General features: G+C 63.2%; 16 protein-coding genes and 1 tRNA gene. 3 read left to right on the top strand and 14 right to left on the bottom strand.

Annotated features, from left to right (window positions below; all coding sequences use genetic code 11):
- Positions 1 to 298 precede the first annotated feature (298 nt).
- The 5 genes from alaS to pncC form a co-directional block, all read right to left on the bottom strand.
- Positions 299 to 2,908 (bottom strand): alanine--tRNA ligase, encoded by a 2,610-nt coding sequence (gene alaS, locus LJE91_00915; GenBank protein MCG6867322.1) that lies wholly within the window; start codon positions 2,906 to 2,908, stop codon positions 299 to 301.
- Positions 2,909 to 2,959: 51 nt separating this feature from the next.
- A complete protein-coding gene (locus LJE91_00910; GenBank protein ID MCG6867321.1) occupies positions 2,960 to 3,418 on the bottom strand; it encodes a recombination regulator RecX in 459 nt (152 codons plus the stop codon).
- Entirely contained in the window at positions 3,390 to 4,421 is a 1,032-nt protein-coding gene (recA, locus tag LJE91_00905; GenBank protein ID MCG6867320.1) for a recombinase RecA, read from the bottom strand. Before recA ends, LJE91_00910 begins: the two co-directional genes overlap by 29 nt.
- Before the next feature lie 180 nt (positions 4,422 to 4,601).
- Positions 4,602 to 5,132 carry an RNA 2',3'-cyclic phosphodiesterase gene (gene thpR / locus LJE91_00900; GenBank protein ID MCG6867319.1) on the bottom strand — a complete coding sequence of 177 codons (531 nt, stop codon included), beginning with the start codon at positions 5,130 to 5,132 and terminating at the stop codon, positions 4,602 to 4,604.
- Complete coding sequence (gene pncC / locus LJE91_00895; protein MCG6867318.1) at positions 5,122 to 5,607, bottom strand: nicotinamide-nucleotide amidase; 486 nt, start codon at positions 5,605 to 5,607, stop codon at positions 5,122 to 5,124. Before pncC ends, thpR begins: the two co-directional genes overlap by 11 nt.
- A 112-nt stretch (positions 5,608 to 5,719) precedes the next feature.
- Here pncC and mutS point away from each other — a divergent pair, with 112 nt between their 5' ends.
- Positions 5,720 to 8,275: a DNA mismatch repair protein MutS gene (gene mutS, locus LJE91_00890; protein MCG6867317.1), complete on the top strand. Its 2,556-nt coding sequence runs from the start codon at positions 5,720 to 5,722 to the stop codon at positions 8,273 to 8,275.
- A gap of 178 nt (positions 8,276 to 8,453) precedes the next feature.
- Here the strand turns inward: mutS and LJE91_00885 are convergent, their stop codons facing one another.
- Positions 8,454 to 8,762 carry a hypothetical protein gene (locus LJE91_00885; GenBank protein ID MCG6867316.1) on the bottom strand — a complete coding sequence of 103 codons (309 nt, stop codon included), beginning with the start codon at positions 8,760 to 8,762 and terminating at the stop codon, positions 8,454 to 8,456.
- A 238-nt stretch (positions 8,763 to 9,000) separates the two neighbouring features.
- On the opposite strand from LJE91_00885, the gene LJE91_00880 reads away from it, so the two are divergent.
- Positions 9,001 to 9,324, top strand: a complete 324-nt coding sequence (locus tag LJE91_00880) for a ferredoxin family protein (GenBank protein MCG6867315.1) — start codon at positions 9,001 to 9,003, stop codon at positions 9,322 to 9,324.
- A 29-nt stretch (positions 9,325 to 9,353) separates the two neighbouring features.
- Here the strand turns inward: LJE91_00880 and alr are convergent, their stop codons facing one another.
- From alr to rnr, 8 genes are all read right to left on the bottom strand, one after another.
- A complete protein-coding gene (alr, locus tag LJE91_00875) occupies positions 9,354 to 10,430 on the bottom strand; it encodes an alanine racemase (protein ID MCG6867314.1) in 1,077 nt (358 codons plus the stop codon).
- A complete protein-coding gene (gene dnaB / locus LJE91_00870; GenBank protein MCG6867313.1) occupies positions 10,430 to 11,824 on the bottom strand; it encodes a replicative DNA helicase in 1,395 nt (464 codons plus the stop codon). The genes alr and dnaB overlap by 1 nt, the downstream gene beginning before the upstream one ends.
- 164 nt (positions 11,825 to 11,988) lie before the next feature.
- The gene (rplI, locus tag LJE91_00865) at positions 11,989 to 12,435 is read right to left on the bottom strand and encodes a 50S ribosomal protein L9 (protein ID MCG6867312.1); all 447 of its coding nucleotides are present in this window, start codon (positions 12,433 to 12,435) and stop codon (positions 11,989 to 11,991) included.
- A 143-nt stretch (positions 12,436 to 12,578) separates the two neighbouring features.
- Positions 12,579 to 13,493: a DUF2232 domain-containing protein gene (locus tag LJE91_00860; protein ID MCG6867311.1), complete on the bottom strand. Its 915-nt coding sequence runs from the start codon at positions 13,491 to 13,493 to the stop codon at positions 12,579 to 12,581.
- 125 nt (positions 13,494 to 13,618) lie between these two features.
- Positions 13,619 to 13,843, bottom strand: a complete 225-nt coding sequence (rpsR, locus tag LJE91_00855; protein MCG6867310.1) for a 30S ribosomal protein S18 — start codon at positions 13,841 to 13,843, stop codon at positions 13,619 to 13,621.
- Positions 13,844 to 13,890: 47 nt separating this feature from the next.
- Positions 13,891 to 14,298, bottom strand: coding sequence for a 30S ribosomal protein S6 (rpsF, locus tag LJE91_00850; protein ID MCG6867309.1), 408 nt, complete (start codon positions 14,296 to 14,298; stop codon positions 13,891 to 13,893).
- 101 nt (positions 14,299 to 14,399) lie between these two features.
- Positions 14,400 to 15,182: a 23S rRNA (guanosine(2251)-2'-O)-methyltransferase RlmB gene (rlmB, locus tag LJE91_00845; GenBank protein MCG6867308.1), complete on the bottom strand. Its 783-nt coding sequence runs from the start codon at positions 15,180 to 15,182 to the stop codon at positions 14,400 to 14,402.
- A gap of 10 nt (positions 15,183 to 15,192) precedes the next feature.
- The gene (rnr, locus tag LJE91_00840) at positions 15,193 to 17,442 is read right to left on the bottom strand and encodes a ribonuclease R (GenBank protein ID MCG6867307.1); all 2,250 of its coding nucleotides are present in this window, start codon (positions 17,440 to 17,442) and stop codon (positions 15,193 to 15,195) included.
- Between the two features lie 304 nt (positions 17,443 to 17,746).
- Between rnr and LJE91_00835 the strand changes: the two genes are divergently transcribed.
- Positions 17,747 to 17,833, top strand: a tRNA-Leu gene (locus tag LJE91_00835).
- Positions 17,834 to 18,519 lie beyond the last annotated feature (686 nt).

The raw sequence follows: 18,519 nt of genomic DNA, 5'->3' as shown, positions 1-18,519 counted from the left end.
CCCACAAGGAAATGCGCCACGTTAAAAAACGCTTCGATTGGGGGTGCGTTAACAAGTGGCAGGATGGAATATCAGGTAGGTATAGCGCCTTTACGCTTATTGCTATGCTGTAATCTACTTGAAATCAGTTTAAGCTCACCCTTATTTTACCAACAATGAACCGGGCACACTCATTTATCGGCCTCGAATCGCCAAGTAATTCGCTGGTCTTGGGAGTTTTGCAAGAGGCTCTAAGGTAATTTATTAACAGGAGCCACAGGCGTGGCAAGCTGATTCGTTCAATTTGGGAATGGGACGACTATGAGTTCCCGAGCTGCGATTCCACCCAGGCCGGAACGCTTTGCAGGGCGCCCTGCAGCGCCGAGGGATCGTTGCCTCCGGCCTGCGCCATGTCGGGGCGTCCTCCGCCGCGGCCTCCGACCTGCCTCGCGACTTCATTGACGAGGTCACCGGCCCTTATAAGCCCGGTCGAGCCCTTGCTCACCCCGGCAACGAGGTTGACCTTGCCATCCCGGACCGTCGCCAGCACGACCGCTGATTCTCCCAGTTTGTTCTTGAGCTGATCCGCCGTCTCGCGCAACGACTTCGGGTCGGCACCATCGATCGCGGCCGCCAGCACCTTGATACCTGCGACATCCACCGCCCGTGCCGCCAGGTCCGAACCGGTCTGCCGCGCCATGCCGGCCTTCAACCTGTCCAGTTCCTTTTCTAGAACACGGGTGCGCGCGACCAGTTGGCCGACCTTCTCGCCCACCTCGTCACGGGCACCCTTGACCAGTTCGGCGACCCGCTCCAGGGTCTTTTCGTGTTGATCGATCCAGTCGAGGGCACCCTGGCCCGTAACCGCCTCGATTCGCCTGACGCCGGCGGAAATGCCGGTCTCGGAAATGATCTTCAGCAACCCGATATCACCAGCCCGCTCGACGTGGGTACCGCCACAGAGCTCGGTCGAGAAATCCCCGATGGACAGCACCCGCACCTCGTCACCGTATTTCTCTCCGAACAGGGCCATGGCGCCGAGCTCCATGGCTTTGTCCATATCCACCACGCGTGCACTGGCCGCCGCATTCGCCCGGATCTCGCGATTGACCAGGCGTTCGATCTCCGTGAGTTCCTCCTGCGTGACCGGATCGGGATGAGAGAAATCGAATCGCAACCGGTCCGGCGCGACCAATGAACCCTTTTGTGTAACATGCGTCCCGAGTACGGTACGCAGGGCGGCGTGCAGCAGATGGGTGGCGGAGTGATTCAGCACCACGGACTGCCGGCGTTCGCGGTCCACCTCCGCGTCGAGGCGTTGTCCAACGCTGATCGCACCGGACTCGACCCCGCCCATATGCGCGTGAGCCGCCCCCTGTTTCTGAGTGTCGCTCACCCGAAATCGCGACTCGCCGGAGCTCAGGGTCCCGATGTCTCCGACCTGCCCCCCGGACTCCGCGTAGAAAGGTGTTCGGTCGAGAAACACAACACCTTGCTCACCTTCGCCGAGGGACTCGACCGCGGCACCATCACGGTAAAGGGCGATTACCGTACCCTCGTCCGCACAACCGTCGTACCCGGTAAACCGGGTTTCCCCCTCGAAATCTCCCAGCGACAGGGCTTGCTCCGAACCGAACCGGCTGGCGCGCCGGGCACGCTCGCGCTGTGCGGCCATATGTTGCTCGAAACCCGCCATGTCGAGCTGCAGGCCGCGTTCGCGCGCGATATCGGCGGTCAGATCCGCCGGAAAACCGTAGGTGTCGTAGAGACGGAAGATGGTCTCTCCGGGGATCACCTCCCCCGACAGTCGCGATACGTCCTCTTCCAGGATACGCAAGCCCTGATCCAGGGTCTCGGCAAAACGCGTCTCCTCCCGCAACAGCGCCTGCTCGACCCGGGTACGGGCCTCGACCAGTTCCGGGTAGGCATCGCCCATGACATCGGCCAGCGGTGTGACGAGCCGGTTGAAGAAGGGCTCCCTTAAACCCAGTGCATGACCGTGGCGCACGGCACGGCGGATGATGCGGCGCAACACGTAACCACGCCCTTCGTTCGCCGGCAGGACCCCGTCGGAGATGAGGAAGGCGCAGGAGCGTATATGGTCGGCGATCACACGAACCGAAGGACTTTCCGGGTCCTGCGGCTGCACGAGATCCACCACCGCGTTGGTGAGATGGCGGAACAGGTCGATATCGTAGTTATTATGGACGCCCTGCATCACTGCGGCTAGACGCTCCAGGCCCATACCGGTATCGATGGAAGGGTTCGAGATGGGATTCAGCGTACCATTAGTGTCCCGGCCGTATTGCGTAAAAACCAGGTTCCAGACCTCGACATAGCGATCGCCTTCGGCGTCGGGACTGCCCGGTGGACCGCCGAAAACCGCCGAACCATGATCGTAAAAGATCTCGGAACATGGACCGCACGGCCCCGTGTCGCCCATGGTCCAAAAATTGTCGGAGGCGCCGATGCGCCGGAACCGGTCGGCGGAAACCCCTAGCTCATTCAGCCAGATTTCGGCCGCCTCGTCGTCTTCTTCGTACACCGTGACCCAGAGGCGCTCCTCGGGAATATCGAGGACGCGTGTGAGAAAATCCCAGGCGTACTCGATGGCCTCACGCTTGAAGTAATCCCCGAAGCTGAAATTGCCCAGCATCTCGAAGAAGGTGTGATGGCGCGCGGTATAACCGACGTTTTCCAGGTCATTGTGCTTGCCGCCGGCGCGCACGCAACGCTGGCTGCTTGCCGCCCGGGTATAGGACCGTGTCTCGCGCCCGAGAAACAGGTCCTTGAACTGAACCATGCCGGCGTTGGTGAACAGCAGCGTAGGGTCGTTCGCGGGCACCAAGGGGCTGGAAGGCACAATCTCGTGCCCGCGTTCCCGGAAATAGTCGAGAAATCCGCGTCGTAGGTCGGCCGTCGTCTTCATCGCGTCAGGTTCCCGACGAATCCCTCTGTGGCCCTGTCTTGCAAGGCACACTCATCCCGGATCCCTCAATACCCGCCTCACGACGTCCTCCGGGAACCCACGACCGGAGAGAAAGCGCGCCCTTCGTGCCTTCTCCCTGTAATCCGGGATGTCACCGGCGGCCCAACGTTTTCGATACAGGGTTTTCGCAACTTCAATCCATTTATCATCAAGACTTGACAACTCGCTGTTTACTATACTTTCTGACACGTTACGCTGGCGAAGCTCGGCGGCGATCTTCAGCGGTCCGTACCCTCGTTCGCGACGCGAACGGACAAAATTCTCCGCGAACCTGGCATCGCTGAGGAGGCCCTCGTCCTCGAGACGGTCGAGTACGACATTGCACTCCTCTGCGCCTATCCCGGCGCGCCGCAGCTTTCCCTCGAGTTCGGCACGTGCATGTTCGCGACGCGCCAGCAGGCCGAGGGCGCGTTCCTCTGCGCTACGCCTCGGCAGGTTCGGCCTCCTCACTCGTCTTCACGTGCTGCTCGGGCAGAAACCGTTCGCGCAGCGCGGCCTCCACGGCCTCGGCGACATCCGGGTTCTCCTTCAGGAACTGCCGCGCATTCTCCTTTCCCTGGCCGATGCGATCGTTGCCGTAGCTGTACCACGCACCCGACTTGCCGATCAGCCCCTCCTGCACGCCGAGGTCGACGAGTTCACCCATACGCGAGATACCGTCACCGTAGAGGATCTCGAACTCGGCCTTTTTGAACGGCGGCGCCATCTTGTTCTTGACCACCTTGACGCGCGTTTCGCTGCCCACGACCTCGTCTCCGCGCTTTATCGCGCCGATACGCCGGATGTCCAACCGAACGGAGGCGTAGAACTTCAGCGCGTTGCCGCCGGTCGTCGTCTCGGGATTGCCGAACATCACACCGATCTTCATGCGGATCTGGTTGATGAAGATCACCATGGTGTTCGACCGCTTGATGTTCCCGGTGAGTTTGCGCAAGGCCTGAGACATCAACCGTGCATGCAGGCCAACGTGCGAGTCGCCCATGTCGCCCTCGATCTCGGCCTTCGGCGTCAGCGCGGCCACCGAGTCGATGATGACGACATCCACTGCGCCGGAGCGCACCAGCATGTCGGCGATCTCCAACGCCTGCTCGCCCGTATCCGGCTGCGAGACCAGCAGGTCGTCGACGTTCACACCCAGTTTTCCCGCGTACCCGGGATCGAGCGCGTGCTCGGCGTCGATGAAGGCCGCGGTCCCGCCCAGCTTCTGGCACTCCGCGATCACCTGAAGGGTCAGCGTGGTCTTGCCGGAGGACTCCGGGCCAAAGACCTCGACCACGCGCCCCTTGGGCAGGCCACCGATACCCAAGGCGATATCGAGACCCAGGGAACCGGTGGAGATCACTTCTACGTTGCGCTCGGTCGCGTCACCCATGCGCATGACCGCGCCCTTGCCAAACTGACGTTCGATCTGCCCGAGCGCCGCGGCCAGCGCCTTCTGTCTTTTTTCGTCCACGTACATCCTCCCGATTCGTGCCGTCGAGCGAACGACCGCGCCTGCGAAAACGCCGCCCCGTCGATTGGGCAAATCTCTAAACAAGCGGATTATTCCACATAACCGTTTGCCTTGACATGCGCCCCGAGGAATCACGGGGTCGATCCCGGTCCGGTCCGTCCTGCGGCCTGACGGGTCGCGTCAGTGGGTGTAGTCCCGTACCGGATGGTATCGCACACCACCCCGGATGCTCACCGACTCGATCAGCGAGAATCCCTCGACACGCCAGGGGATCGGGTCGACCGCCTCAGGGGTCTCGGGAGACGGGCGGGCCTTACGGAACAGCGTGATATGCAGATGCAAGGGCCTCGGGTCCGGCGCGTAGCCACAGGGCGCCAGGGCGGTGTTCAATTCCCGCACCATGCGCTCGAGTGCCGACGGGATTTGTCCTGCGCCCAGCCACAGGACACCGGTGCGGGGAAAGCAGCCGGTCCGGTCGAGTTGCAGATCGAAGGGCTCGACCGGGACTTTCGCTGCCCGCTCCTCCAGGCACGATGCCGTGCTCTCGCTCACGTTGCCCACGAACGCGAGTGTCGCGTGCAGGTTCTCGCTCGCCATTGGCCTGCCCCGTTTTCGTGGCAGCTCCCTGGCCAGGCGCGCGATCCGTGCACGCGTGGCGTCGTCGGGCCACAACGCGAAGAACAGTCTTCGGGTAACGGGCTTATCGGACAATCGCCAGTACACCTTCGAGTGCGACCCTCACCGCCTGGCGGCGCACGGCATCGCGGTCACCGATAAAATACCGTCGCTCCGTCACCGCGGCGGCCGCCTGCGTCTTCCAGGCAAACCACACCGTACCCACCGGCTTGTCCGCCGTCCCGCCGTCCGGGCCGGCGATGCCGCTGACCGCGAGGGCCACGTTCGCCAGGCTGCGACCCAGTGCGCCTGCCGCCATCTCGCCGACAGTCTGCTCGCTCACCGCGCCGTGCCCCTCCAGGGTGTCCTCGCGCACACCCAGCATCTCGCGCTTGGCCGCGTTGCTGTAAGTGACGAAGCCACGATCGAACCAGGTCGAACTGCCCGCGATATCGGTGACGCATTTCGCGACCCACCCCCCCGTACACGACTCGGCCGTCGCCAGCCGCCAGCCCCGGTCACGCAGGGCATGCCCGCACCGCAACGCCAGTCGCTCGATCTCCTCTTTCATGGGGACACCATAGCGAGGCGGCCCCCCGAGTGACAAGCACCGGCGCGCCGCACCACCAGACAAGAAACCGGGGCTTGCCCGGACGCCTCCCCGATCGATACACTCCCGGCGCATGGCACTCCCGGAGGAACAGTTCCCCGCCCACACCCCCATGATGCAGCAGTATCTCGGCATCAAGGCGGAGCACCCCGACATCCTCCTTTTCTACCGCATGGGCGACTTCTACGAACTCTTCTACGACGACGCGCGCCGAGCCGCGGAGCTGCTCGATCTGACACTGACCGCACGCGGGCGCTCGGCGGGGGAACCCATCCCGATGGCGGGTGTCCCGGTGCACGCGGTGGACAACTACCTCGCAAGGCTCGTGCGACTCGGGGAATCGGTGGCCCTGGCCGAGCAGATCGGCGATCCGGCAGCGGCCAAGGGACCGGTCGAGCGCAAGGTGGTTCGCATCGTGACGCCGGGCACCATCACCGAGGACGCCCTGCTGGACGAACGGCGCGACAACCTGCTGCTCGCCGTCTCGAGTGCGGACGGGGTCTACGGTATCGCAGCGCTCGAACTGAGCGTGGGTCGGTTCGTGGTCAAGGAGGTGACCGGAGTGGAGGCCTTGCAGGCCGAACTCGAAAGGCTCAAACCCGCCGAAACCCTGGTCTCGGAAGACCAGGGCCCCACGCTTGACCGCGGTGGAGTTCACCGGCTCGCCCCCTGGCATTTCGATAGCGAAACGGGGCGTCGCACCCTGTGCGAGCAGTTCGGTGTCAACGACCTCAATGGCTTCGGGTGCCAGGATATGGGGCCAGCCATCGGTGCCGCCGGGGCATTGCTGCAGTACGTGAAGGACACCCAGCGCTCGGCCCTTCCCCATATCAATTCACTGCGAACCGAACTCTCCGGCGATGCGGTGGTTCTCGATGCCGCGAGCCGGCGCAACCTGGAGATAGAGACCACGCTTTCCGGGGGTTCGGAGCACACCCTCGTACACGTGCTCGATCGTACCGCCAGCGCGATGGGCGCGCGCTGCCTGAGACGCTGGATCGGTTCGCCACTGCGCGGACGTGGACTGCTGCAGGCGCGCTTCGACGCGATCGATACACTCATTACATCGGGTTGCTTCACACCGGTCACCGATATGCTGCGCGGCATCTCGGACATGGAGCGGATCCTGGCGCGCGTGTCGCTGGGCTCCGCCCGCCCCCGAGACCTCTCGGGCCTGCGCGACACACTCGCCCTGCTGCCGGAACTGCGGACCCTGACCGCCCCCCCGGACACAGCCCTGCTTCGGGAAATCCACGAGCGCCTGGGGGAACACCCGCAGGTACTCGGCCTACTGCAACGCGCCCTGGTGGAGAATCCACCCGTGCTGATCCGTGACGGCGGGGTGATCGCCCCGGGTTTCGATGCCGAGCTCGACGAGCTTCGCGCCATCAGCGAGAACGCAGACGGCTTCCTGATGGGACTGGAGCAACGCGAGCGCGAGCGCACCGGCATCGCGAACCTGAAGGTGGCCTACAACCGCGTCCATGGCTACTACATCGAGATCTCCCGCGCGCAGGCCGACAGGGCGCCGGAGGACTACACCCGCAGGCAGACGCTCAAGGGGGCCGAGCGTTACATCACCCCGGAACTCAAGCGCTTCGAGGAAAAGGTGCTAAGCGCCCGCGAACGTTCCCTTGCCCGCGAGAAAGCCGCCTGGGAAGGCCTGCTGGGAGAACTGAGACGTTCCATCCTGCCATTGCAGACCTGTGCGTCTGCGCTCGCGGAGCTGGACGTGCTTTGCTGTTTCGCGGAACGCGCCGGGACCCTGGATTACGTCAAGCCGATCCTGACCGGGGAACCGGGGATGAACATCGAGGGCGGCCGGCATCCCGTCGTCGAGCGGGTCCTGGACGATCCCTTCGTGCCGAACGACCTGTGCCTGGACCCGGAACGTCGCATGCTGGTGATCACCGGGCCGAACATGGGGGGAAAATCCACCTACATGCGCCAGTCCGCGCTCATCGTACTGATGGCCCACATCGGCTGCTTCGTACCGGCGAGCCGCGCGGTCATCGGACCGGTGGATCGGATCTTCACGCGTATCGGTGCGGCGGACGACCTCGCCTCCGGGCAATCCACGTTCATGGTGGAGATGACCGAGACCGCGAACATACTCAACAACGCCACCGAGTGCAGCCTGGTGCTGATGGACGAAATCGGCCGGGGCACGAGCACCTTCGACGGCCTCTCGCTGGCCTGGGCATGCGCGGCACACCTGGCCGAGGAAACCCGGTCCTTTACACTATTTGCAACGCATTATTTCGAACTCACCGCGCTGCCCGAACAGCACGCTACCGTGGCGAACGTTCACATCGACGCGATGGAGCACGGCGAACGGATCGTGTTTCTGCACGCCTTGAAGGACGGTCCGGCAAACCAGAGCTACGGGATCCAGGTGGCACAGCTCGCGGGGGTCCCGCCAGGAACGCTGGCGCGCGCGAGGGACAGACTTCGACTGCTCGAGAACCAGAGCGTCACACCGCAGAGTTCGGGCCCGCAACTCACGTTGGCGCTGGAACCGCAACCCGGACTGGCGGCCCTGCGGCTGCTCGGGGAATCGGACCCCGATTCGCTCACGCCTAGGGAGGCGCTCGACCTGGTCTATCGGATGAAGGCGGCACTGGATTGAAGGGAGAGGGACGTAAGACCCTCATGCTTCGCCGGCCCGATCGTGCGCGAGGCATCCACGGCAGAGCCGCAATGACGCGGTGCCGTGGCGGAGCCCCGGCACCAGGGAATAGCGCTGCAATGAAGCGGAGCAGGGTATGCCCGGCATCGGGGAAATCAGGAAGTGGTATTCAAGTTTATCACGGAAATTCGCCGAGCGGACGTCGGAAGGTAAAGCGTATCGGTTCACCGACCAGCTGGCGTCCGGCTTCTCCTGGATTTCCGCCGATCAGACTGAAAGGCAGGGTGATGACCCAGGTCGCCGCGCCGATGATCATCGCCCCCAGACCCAGTGGCCGGGCAACGACGCCATCGACGAGCATCGCCGCTGGCGAAGGACTGCCATCACTGAACTGGGACTGCGCGGCCACCTTGCCCGAAGCGGCGACCGATGCTGTGCCAATCGCGATGACAAGCGTCAGGGAAAGGAGATTCGACTTGATCTTCATTTTTGCAGCCCTTGCCAGGTAAGTGTGCCCCAACTGCCTGTAAACATAGGTGGCAATGCCGAATGTGTCAAATGAGCGGCCGCCTTTCCCCCGACATCGAAGCCCGTCGGCGCGGTTGCGCCGACGGGGTGTCTTTCACCGCCGATTCACCTGCTCGTTGTGTCCCCATGTGTATGCGGGTTCCCTTTCGATTTAGAATAGCGAATTATTCGATATCTGCTGCTATGGAGAAGAACCGATGACCTTTGTCGTCGTTGAGGACTGCATCAAATGTAAGTACACGGACTGCGTCGAGGTATGTCCCGTCGATTGCTTTCACGAAGGCCCGAACTTTCTCGTCATCGATCCGGAAGAGTGTATCGACTGCACCCTTTGCGAACCCGAATGTCCCGTCGAGGCCATCCTCCCGGAAGACGACCTCTCTGCGGATCAGCAACATTTTCTGGCATTAAACGAGGAACTGTCCCGCGAATGGCCGGTGATCACGGCCAAGAAGGACGCACCCCCGGACGCCGACGACTGGGCGGGCAAACCCGGAAAACTGGATCTGCTTGAGCGCTGATTCCGGACCCGCGCAGGGGTGACGAACGATCAGCGGCCCGTCATGTCGAGACAGCGCCCGGCATTGCACAGCAACTCGTACCCGATCGTCCCCGCGGCGCGGGCCACCTCATCCACACCCGGATCCGCCCCCCAACCAACGACCTCGTCACCGATTCGCGGTCGCGCGACACCACGCAGATCGATCGTGATCATATCCATCGAAACGCGGCCGGCGAGCCGGGCCCGCCGTCCGTTCACCACTACCGGGGTCCCCGAAGGCGCGTGCCGGGGATAGCCGTCGGCGTAGCCGATGGCCGCGACACCGATCGGCATGTCTTCCTGACACACCCAGGTCCCACCGTAACCGACGGCCTCTCCGCGGCGCCGCTCGTCGATCGCGATCAGCGGACCGCTCACTGTCATTGCCGGTAGCAGCCCTTCGTGCTCGGGATGGGTATCGGGGAAAGGGCTCGAGCCGTAGAGCATGATGCCGGGCCTCACCCAGTCCCGGTGTGCCCCGGGGAAGGCAAGCACACCGGCTGAATTGGCGATGCTCTGCTCACCCGCCAGTCCGGCAACGGCATGATCGAACGCAATGATCTGACGTTGGGTGGCCGGATTCTCCCGGTCGTCACCGCAGGCCAGATGCGTCATCAGGACGATGTCCTCGCGCACCGCGGGCAACCGCAGCAGGCGTTCTTGCCAAAGGGCCGCATCCGCTGCCGGGAGACCGAGGCGATTCATACCGGTATTGAGTTTCAGCCAGACGCGCAGCGGCCTTGCCGGCCCGACCCGTTCCAGCAGCTCGATCTGATCCGGTCGCTGTACCGCGATCCAGATGTCCTGCGCCGCCGCGAGTTCCACCTCGGCTGCGTCCCGGCAGCCCTGAAGCGCCAGCAGAGGGTGTGAAACGCCGCCATCGCGCAGGCGCGCGGCCTCGGCAATGTTGGCAACGGCAAAGCCGTCGGCCGCTGACAGGGCCGAGGCCGCCGTCAGGGCCCCGTGACCGTAGGCGTTGGCCTTGATGACGGCCATGACTCGACTCCCGGGTGCGGCCTGCCGGACACGCGCCAGGTTGTGCTGCAGTGCGTACGGATCGATCCGTACGCACGCGCTGCGGGTCATCAGAAGGACTCGCTGGTGTACGACTCGGAGACGTAATTCTCGAAACTGGTGTACTGGCCGAGGAAGGTCAGGCGCACCGTGTCGATCGGCCCGTTGCGCTGCTTGCCGATAATGATCTCGGCGATCCCCTTGTCGTTCGACTCCTCGTTGTATACCTCGTCGCGATAGATGAAAACGATGAGGTCGGCGTCCTGCTCGATAGCCCCGGATTCACGCAGGTCCGACATGATGGGCCGTTTGTTGGGGCGCTGTTCCAGACTGCGGTTGAGCTGGGAAAGGGCGATCACCGGGACGCTCAGCTCCTTTGCAAGGCCCTTCAGGCTGCGGGAGATCTCCGAGATCTCGGTCGCACGGTTCTCGGCGGTGCCCGTGACCTGCATCAGCTGCAGATAGTCGACAACGATCAGATTCAGGTCGTGCTCGCGCTTGAGCCGCCGCGCCCGAGCTCTCAGCTCGGTCGGGGTGAGACTGGCCGAGTCGTCGATAAAGATCGGCACCTCGCTGAGCATGGCGACCGCGCTGCTGATCCGCGGCCAGTCCTCCTGAAGCAGCCTGCCGTTACGCAGACGGTGCTGGTCGATCCGTCCCAGCGAGGATAGCATGCGCATGGTCAGTTGTTCGCCCGGCATCTCCATGCTGAAGATCGCCACCGCGGCGTTGCGCTTGACCGCAGCGTACTGCGCCATGTTGACCGCGAACGCCGTCTTGCCCATCGAGGGCCGGCCGGCGACGATGATCAGGTCGCCGTTCTGTAGCCCCGAGGTCTTCTCGTCGAACTCGGCGAACCCCGTGGGCAGGCCGGTGATCGGATCGTCCCGCTCATAGAGCTCGTCAATCCGGTCGACCGCGGACTTGAGCAGGGTACTGATGCTGCGGAACCCCTGATGCGCCCGCGCGCCCTGATCGGCGATGGCAAAGACCTTCTGCTCGGCCTGGTCGAGTAAGGCCTTGGTGTCCTGCCCCTCGGTTTTGAATCCGCTGTCGGCGATTTCCGTTCCGACGGTGATGAGCTGCCTGAGGACGGACTTTTCCCGCACGATATCCGCGTAGGCTCGAATATTGGCGGCACTGGGCGTGTCTCTCGCGAGCTGTCCCAGATAGGACATGACACTGGCCTCGCTGAGCTCCTTTCGCTGCTCCAGCCAGTCACTGAGGGTAACGAGATCGAAGGGCTTTCCGGCCTCGGCGAGTTCGCTGATCGCACGGAAGATGACGCGGTGGTCGTAGACGTAGAAATCGACCTCGGCGATACGGTCGGCGACCTGGTCCCAGGCGTTGTTGTCGATCACGAGGCCGCCGAGCACGGACTGCTCGGCTTCCATGGAATGCGGGGGGACTTTGAGGCTTTCGATACTTGCGGGCCTGTTGCGCTGCGCTAGCGGAGTGTCTGACATGGGATCAAGACCCGTTGGGTATCGTACCGGATGCCTGCTGCCAGCGCGCCGGGCCGAATCGGCTCGGTAGACCCGCACGATATCCCTTCAGGGCAAGCGCCGCGATCCCTCCGGCGATCCGGATTCCCGCCCGGAACCACGGGAAGCCCGGTCAGGATTGTGTGTTACTCGGGAACGACGTTGACCGTCACGACCACGTTGACGTCGGAATGGAGATGGATCCCGATCTCGTACTCCCCGGTCTGGCGAATGGGGCCGGAGGGCATCCTCACCTCGCGCTTGACCACTTCCGCTCCGGCCTCGGAAATCGCCGCGGCAATGTCGTCGGGACCGACCGAACCGAAGAGCTTGCCCTCACTGCCCGCCTTGACCGTGATGTTCACGACCAGCCCCTCGATCTGCTCTCGGCGGGCCTCGGCGGCCTCGAACCCTTCGGCCGCGGCGTTCTCGAGCTCGGCACGGCGCGCCTCGAACTCGGCCAGGTTCTCGGCCGTCGCGAACTTGGCCTTACCTTGGGGGATCAGATAGTTGCGGGCATGTCCGGGCTTGACCTTCACCTTCTCCCCCAATCCCCCGAGGTTCTCGATTTTCTCAAGCAGAATGACTTCCATCGTCTCGCACCTTCAAAAAAGTAAAATTTTGGGTAGCCAATGTGCCGGAGCGACCCCGGACTACCGGTACCAATTTCGTGAATCGGACCAGGACTCTCCCGCCCCCGGGTAAGCCTGAACTCGCGCGGCGCACGACTCCCGCTTCAATCCTCGCCCTGCCCCTGTCGAGAGCCGAATCGCCTCCGCAGGTCGACGAAGTTGTCCATCACGCCCAGGGCGATCAGGGCCGCCATCATCTGCGGCATCGCAATAATCAGCAGCGCGTAGAGCCCGATCAGCCAGGGCACCGGATTGGCGGACCGGGCGCTGAGACCGTGAACCACGGCAATCCCCTGCAGCAGGAACGGCAGCAGCGCCACCAGGGCCGCTTCGGTCAGGGCGCTCGACTTCTGCAGATACGCCGCCACCAGCAACGCGGTACCCACGATCGCCAGGGGCCTGCCCAGCCTCAGTTCCTGGAACTCGCTCCGGAACCCACCCGGGTTGTACAGCACCGATTGCCACCAGCGCGCGATCAGCAGCGACAGTACCGCCACCAACATCAGCGACGAAACGACCGCCCCCGTCATGATCACGGAAGCCGTCTGCAGCGTCTCGTCAATCTGCTCGGCGGGAACCTCGACCTGCTCGAGGTTCGTTCGAAAGTACTCGTCCAGCAACGCCGTCCAGAGTGCCGCCAGGTCCGGGACCGCGGTATGGAGAACCCCGAGTAGTACCAGACCGAGCACCGCCGCCGTACCGACTGCAAGCCGCAGTGAAATCGTATACCGAAGCACCAGTGCCAGGATGAAGACCGGCGCCCACTGAACAAGGCCGAAAATCAGCCCTGCAGACGGCGTCCCCAACGCCAGCCACCCCAGGGCGGTAGCCACCGCTAACGCCAGCGCGGCAACCTGCAGTCCGTTGCTTGCTCCGCTCCGCAACGTAACCAGGGCCAGGGCGGCGCCGCTCAGCAGCGACAGTGGCGGAAGGACGAACGCCAGCACCACGAAGCCCAGAACTGCCGTGGCCGCCTGCAAACGGCCTGCCATGATGTAGGTGGCCAGTTTGCCCATCATCGGGAGCTCACCCCACGGGAATCCTTGCCGAGCTGTATCTTCAGACCCGGGTTAGTGACGCCTTGCATGACCGTCTGCAGCCGGTGCGTCACAACGCTGAGCCGGATCTTGATCCGCGACTGGAATCAGTGGCGGTCGCTGTACGGCAACAGCGCCAGATATCGGGCGCGTTTGACCGCCTTCGCCAGCTGCCGCTGGTAACGGGCGCTGGTCCCGGTGATGCGGCTGGGCACGATCTTTCCGGCCTCCGAGACGAAACCCTTCAGCAGCTCGAGATCCTTGTAGTCGATCTCGGTGATGCCTTCGACGGTGAACTTGCAGTATCTGCGACGTCTGAAATAACGAGACATGGTCAATCCTTCTGGAAAAGTCTGTTGGGTATCACGACCGAACGTACTCAGCCGGCGGCGGTTTCCTTATCGGCCGAGTCCCGCTCGGTCTCCCGGGCCGGTTCACGGCTGCCGTTACCTTTCTCCTTTTCCTTCTCGCGCTCACGGGCGAGCGGGGACGGCTCGGTGACAGCCTTCTTCATGGTCATCACCAGATTGCGGATCACGGCATCGTTGAACCTGAAGGCGTTGTTCAACTCGTCGAGCGTCGCCTGGTCACACTCGATGTTCATCAGAATGTAGTGCGCCTTGTGCATCTTGGAAATGGGATAGGCGAGCTGCCTGCGGCCCCAGTCTTCAAAGCGATGGACCGTACCCCCTCCGGTCTCGATCATCGAGCGGTAGCGCTCGACCATCGCGGGGACCTGCTCACTCTGGTCAGGATGGACCAGAAACACGACTTCGTAGTGTCTCATCATCGGCTCCTTTCGGGTTGTAGCCTCCCGGAACCGGGCACCGTCGGGGCGCATCAGCCGGTGAGGCAAGGAGAGAAGGGTTGTCTGAAAAACGGGCGATTCTACTTGAGCCCTGTCGTCGGCGCAATCGAAGGGTCGGGTTGCGCGAGCCGCTGCCTGCGCGCCTCGAACAGCGCAACCCCCGCAGCGACCGAGGCGTTGAGGCTCTCGACCGTGCCCTGCATCGGAATGGCGGCCACCCGATCGCAGAGTTCACGCGTCATGCGCCGCAGGCCCCTGCCTTCGGAGCCGGCCACCAGTACGCAAGGCGCCCTCAAGTCCAGGTCATAGATCGAGGACTCCCCGTTTCCCGCGAGCCCGTAGATCCACAATCCCCGCGACTGCAGTTCGCGCAGCGACCGGGCCAGGTTGTTGACCGTAACGAACGGCACGCGCTCCGCCGATCCCGCCGCCACGGCGCGCACCGCGGGCGTCAACGTTGCCGAACCCTTGCGAGGCGCCACGACCGCCTGCGCACCCGAGGCCTCGGCGACCCGCAGGCAGGCGCCGAGATTATGGGGATCGGTCACCTGGTCCAGCACCAGTAACAATGCCGGCCCTGCCCTGCCGTTCAACACCGCGTCCAGCACCTCGAGCCCCGGAGGCGCCGGCCTACGGAAACGGGCCACCACCCCCTGGTGGTGTTCGGTTCGCGCCTTTCGGGTCAGGGTCCGTGCATTCGCCTGCTGGGTCCGCAGTCCCGCGTGCCGCGCGGCCCGGATCAGCGCCGTCATTCTGGCGTCGCCCCGTTCGGGGTCAACCCAGAACTCGAGGACATTCCCTGGCGCTGTCTCGATCACGGCCGACACCGCGTGAAACCCGTAGACGAACTCCTCGCTCTTCACGATTAACGGATTACCGGCGTCCGGTGCGTTTCTTGCCCTTGCGGCGCACCCGCGGTCGGGTTCGGTCCCGGCCGGATTTCGGCTGCACCAGGTGTTCGGGTTCGAAGTCGATCTTGCGTTCGTCCAGGTTGACCCGAACGACGCGAACCCGCATAGGATCGCCGAGACGATAGACGGCGCCGCTACGTTCTCCCGCCAGCCTGTGGCCAGTAGGATCGAAGTGATAATAATCCTCGGGCAGGGCCGTCATATGCACCAGTCCCTCCACGTAGATGTCCGCCAGTTCCACGAAAAGTCCGAAGGAGGTCACCGAGCTGATCACGCCGTCGAAGCTCTCACCGACCTTGTCCATCATGTACTCGCACTTCAGCCAGTACACCACGTCCCTCGTCGCATCGTCGGCCCGTCGCTCGGTCATCGAACTATGCTCGCCCAGCGCCCGCATCTCGCCGACACCATAGTGGAACTCGGACGGTTTGCCGCCCCTCAGCCGGTGACGGATGGCCCGGTGCACCAGCAGGTCGGGATAACGCCGGATCGGGGAGGTGAAATGCGCGTACGCCCCAAGCGAGAGTCCGAAATGGCCGTTGTTCTCCGCGGTGTAAACCGCCTGCGAAAGGGACCGAAGCAGAACGGTCTGGATGAGATGGGCATCAGGCCGCTCCCCGATCGAATCGATCAGGCGCGCATAGTCCTTCGGTTCGGGGCATTCCCCGCCCCCGAGCTGCAGCGCCACCTCCCCCAGGAAGCTGCGCAGGGCCTCGAGCCGATCTTCGGCCGGGCCCTCGTGGACACGATAAAGCGCCGGCATCCGGTGGCGAAGCAGATAGCGCGCCGCGCACACGTTGGCCGCGATCATGCACTCCTCGATCATCCGATGCGCGTCGTTGCGGACCAGCGGCACGATCTTTTCGATCTTCTTGCCGGGTCCGAACTCGATCTGCGTCTCGGTCGTCTCGAAGTCTATCGCCCCCCTGCGCTTGCGCGCCCGGAACAGGGCACGAAAGACCGCGTGCAGATCGTCAAGGTGGTCGACCAGCGCGCCGTGGTTGCGACGTGCCCTGACATTACGATCGATGACGATCGCGGCGACCTCGTTGTAGGTCAACCGCGCCGCCGAGCGCATGACCGCCTCGCGAAAGTGGTATTTCCCGATCTTTCCTTGAGGGCCGATCTCCATCTCGCACAACATGCAAAGCCGGTCGACGCCGGGATTGAGCGAACACAGAGCGTTAGACAGGATCTCCGGTAACATGGGGATCACACGCCCCGGGAAATAGACGGAGGTCCCGCGGTTCCTCGCCTCGTCGTCCAACGCGCTGCCTGGATTCACGTAGGCCGATACGTCTGCGATCGCGACCAGCAGCCGCCAACCCTTGCCCTGTGGCTCGCAATAGACGGCATCGTCAAAGTCCTTCGCGTCCTCCCCATCAATCGTCACCAGGGGCAGCTTGCGCAGATCCACCCGTCCGGTCGCCGCCGATTGCGGAATCTCGGCCGGGAATTCGCCCGCCTCGGCCGTCACGGTTTCCGGCCATTCGTGCGGAAGGCCGTAGCTGCGCATGGAGATGTCGATCTCCATGCCCGGCGCCATGTGATCGCCCAGTACCTCGACGATCCTGCCGATCGGCTGGTTGCGCTTCGTGGGCTGCTCCACGATGGCCGCGATGACGATCTGCCCGTCCCGGGCCTCGCCGATATTCTCCGGCGGGATCAGCACATCCTGGTTCAGCCGCTTGCTGTCGGGCGCAACGAAGCCGATGCCCCCTTCCTGAAAGTACCTGCCCACCACGGACTCGTTGCGGCGCTCCAGAACCTCCACCACGGCGCCTTCCCGGCGTCCCCGCCGGTCAATACCGGTGATCCTCACCAGCGCGCGGTCCCCGTGCAGCAGGCTTCGCATCTCGCGCGCGGTCAGGAATACGTCGTCGCCGCCCTCGTCGGGGGTCAGGAATCCGAAGCCGTCCGGGTGCCCGATCACTCGTCCCGGCACCAGTTGCGCCTCGTCCACCGGCAGGTACCCGTCACGGCGATTGCGCAATACCTGCCCATCACGCGTCATCGCCCGCAACCGCCGATCCAGCGCCACCCGGTCGACTTCCTCCTCCAATCCCAACAGGCCCGTCAGCTCATCGAAACGTATCGGGTGCCCTTGATCCTTGATCACCTCAAGGATGAGTTCGCGACTGGGTATAGGACGGTCGTACTTGCCCGCCTCCCGTTCGTGGTAGCGGTCCTTGTATCTTTTCTTCTTCGGCATGGATGATCTCGAGATTGACGTTGGTGCTGAAAACGGTCTCTCCGCTCCAGGGGATCTGAAAGGGTGACGGGGCTGCCGTAAGAACCCGGGCCATCGGACAGGTCACCTGCGGAGCCAATTTGTGCGCTGCTTTCCCGCACGATACCGTAAGTCACGGGTGCAGTGATACATTAAGCCAACGCACAGCCTCACGAGGCGTTACCTTGAAAGATCTCTCGACCGGGACCGGGCATGCGCCGATCCGGATTGACAACCCGCAAGCCAGTGGGTAAATTGCGCGCTCCCACAGCCGGATGGCCGCCTTGCCGAGGTGGCGGAATTGGTAGACGCGCTAGCTTCAGGTGCTAGTGGGGGTAACCCCGTGGAGGTTCAAGTCCTCTCCTCGGCACCATTTTACTAGACTATCCCAGACCACCAAAGACCACAAAAGGCGCTGTATTTACAGTGCTTTTTTCTTTCTGCTTTTCTGTTTCGTTGTCACTCACTGTCCACGATAGTCACATAAATGGAGCGCGAGTGGAGCATGGGTGGAGCGCAGATTGGTACTTACTCTTTCCAACGTTCGCACGTTCACTGTTCATGATTCGCGCGCGCACGTCGTGTTAGCCGTTGAAGAATGCGCATACATCCATCCATGCAATGACTGCCGAACAAACAACACTGAAGCTCACATAAATTCACACCGGCAAGACAGGACAACTCACCCGGGTGAGTCACTCATGTAATGAACCTTTGTGCTGATATAGTTGACCAGATGGGCAACTGGTCACAAAAACTCACAATATCGATGCACTTGAACAGACCCGGCAGCGCGTCGCCGAGAAAGCCGAGGTGGCGGCATCGTGGGTATTACAGCAGCTGGTCCAGCTATACCATCGTTGTATGGAAGAGATAAGGCGATTTCTGTCAAATGACATACCATCCCGCTTGTCTTTGTCGTCCGTCCTCTGTGTTGCGACAACAGTGACATAGTTCGACTATGCGCCTGTTGTCGCGTCTTGATGACGAACGATCCCGGCGCGGCGCTGTCCCTGCTTTGCTTGGGCACCGGTCTTGGGCTTCCTGCCCAAGCCGTTC

It is taken from the genome of Gammaproteobacteria bacterium, from assembly GCA_022340215.1.
In the GTDB taxonomy this organism is placed as follows: domain Bacteria; phylum Pseudomonadota; class Gammaproteobacteria; order JAJDOJ01; family JAJDOJ01; genus JAJDOJ01.
Note: the sequence above shows the minus strand (reverse complement) of the source record. Positions and strands in the feature narration are given on the sequence as shown.

Coding starts and splice junctions, on each gene's coding strand:
- alr (MCG6867314.1), bottom strand. CDS start 10,430: ATGACCCGCAGCGCGTGCGTACGGATCGATCCGTACGCACTGCAGCAC.
- pncC (MCG6867318.1), bottom strand. CDS start 5,607: ATGAAAGAGGAGATCGAGCGACTGGCGTTGCGGTGCGGGCATGCCCTG.
- rpsR (MCG6867310.1), bottom strand. CDS start 13,843: ATGTCTCGTTATTTCAGACGTCGCAGATACTGCAAGTTCACCGTCGAA.
- dnaB (MCG6867313.1), bottom strand. CDS start 11,824: ATGTCAGACACTCCGCTAGCGCAGCGCAACAGGCCCGCAAGTATCGAA.
- LJE91_00880 (MCG6867315.1), top strand. CDS start 9,001: ATGACCTTTGTCGTCGTTGAGGACTGCATCAAATGTAAGTACACGGAC.
- rpsF (MCG6867309.1), bottom strand. CDS start 14,298: ATGAGACACTACGAAGTCGTGTTTCTGGTCCATCCTGACCAGAGTGAG.
- rnr (MCG6867307.1), bottom strand. CDS start 17,442: ATGCCGAAGAAGAAAAGATACAAGGACCGCTACCACGAACGGGAGGCG.
- LJE91_00885 (MCG6867316.1), bottom strand. CDS start 8,762: ATGAAGATCAAGTCGAATCTCCTTTCCCTGACGCTTGTCATCGCGATT.
- mutS (MCG6867317.1), top strand. CDS start 5,720: ATGGCACTCCCGGAGGAACAGTTCCCCGCCCACACCCCCATGATGCAG.
- alaS (MCG6867322.1), bottom strand. CDS start 2,908: ATGAAGACGACGGCCGACCTACGACGCGGATTTCTCGACTATTTCCGG.
- rplI (MCG6867312.1), bottom strand. CDS start 12,435: ATGGAAGTCATTCTGCTTGAGAAAATCGAGAACCTCGGGGGATTGGGG.
- LJE91_00860 (MCG6867311.1), bottom strand. CDS start 13,493: ATGATGGGCAAACTGGCCACCTACATCATGGCAGGCCGTTTGCAGGCG.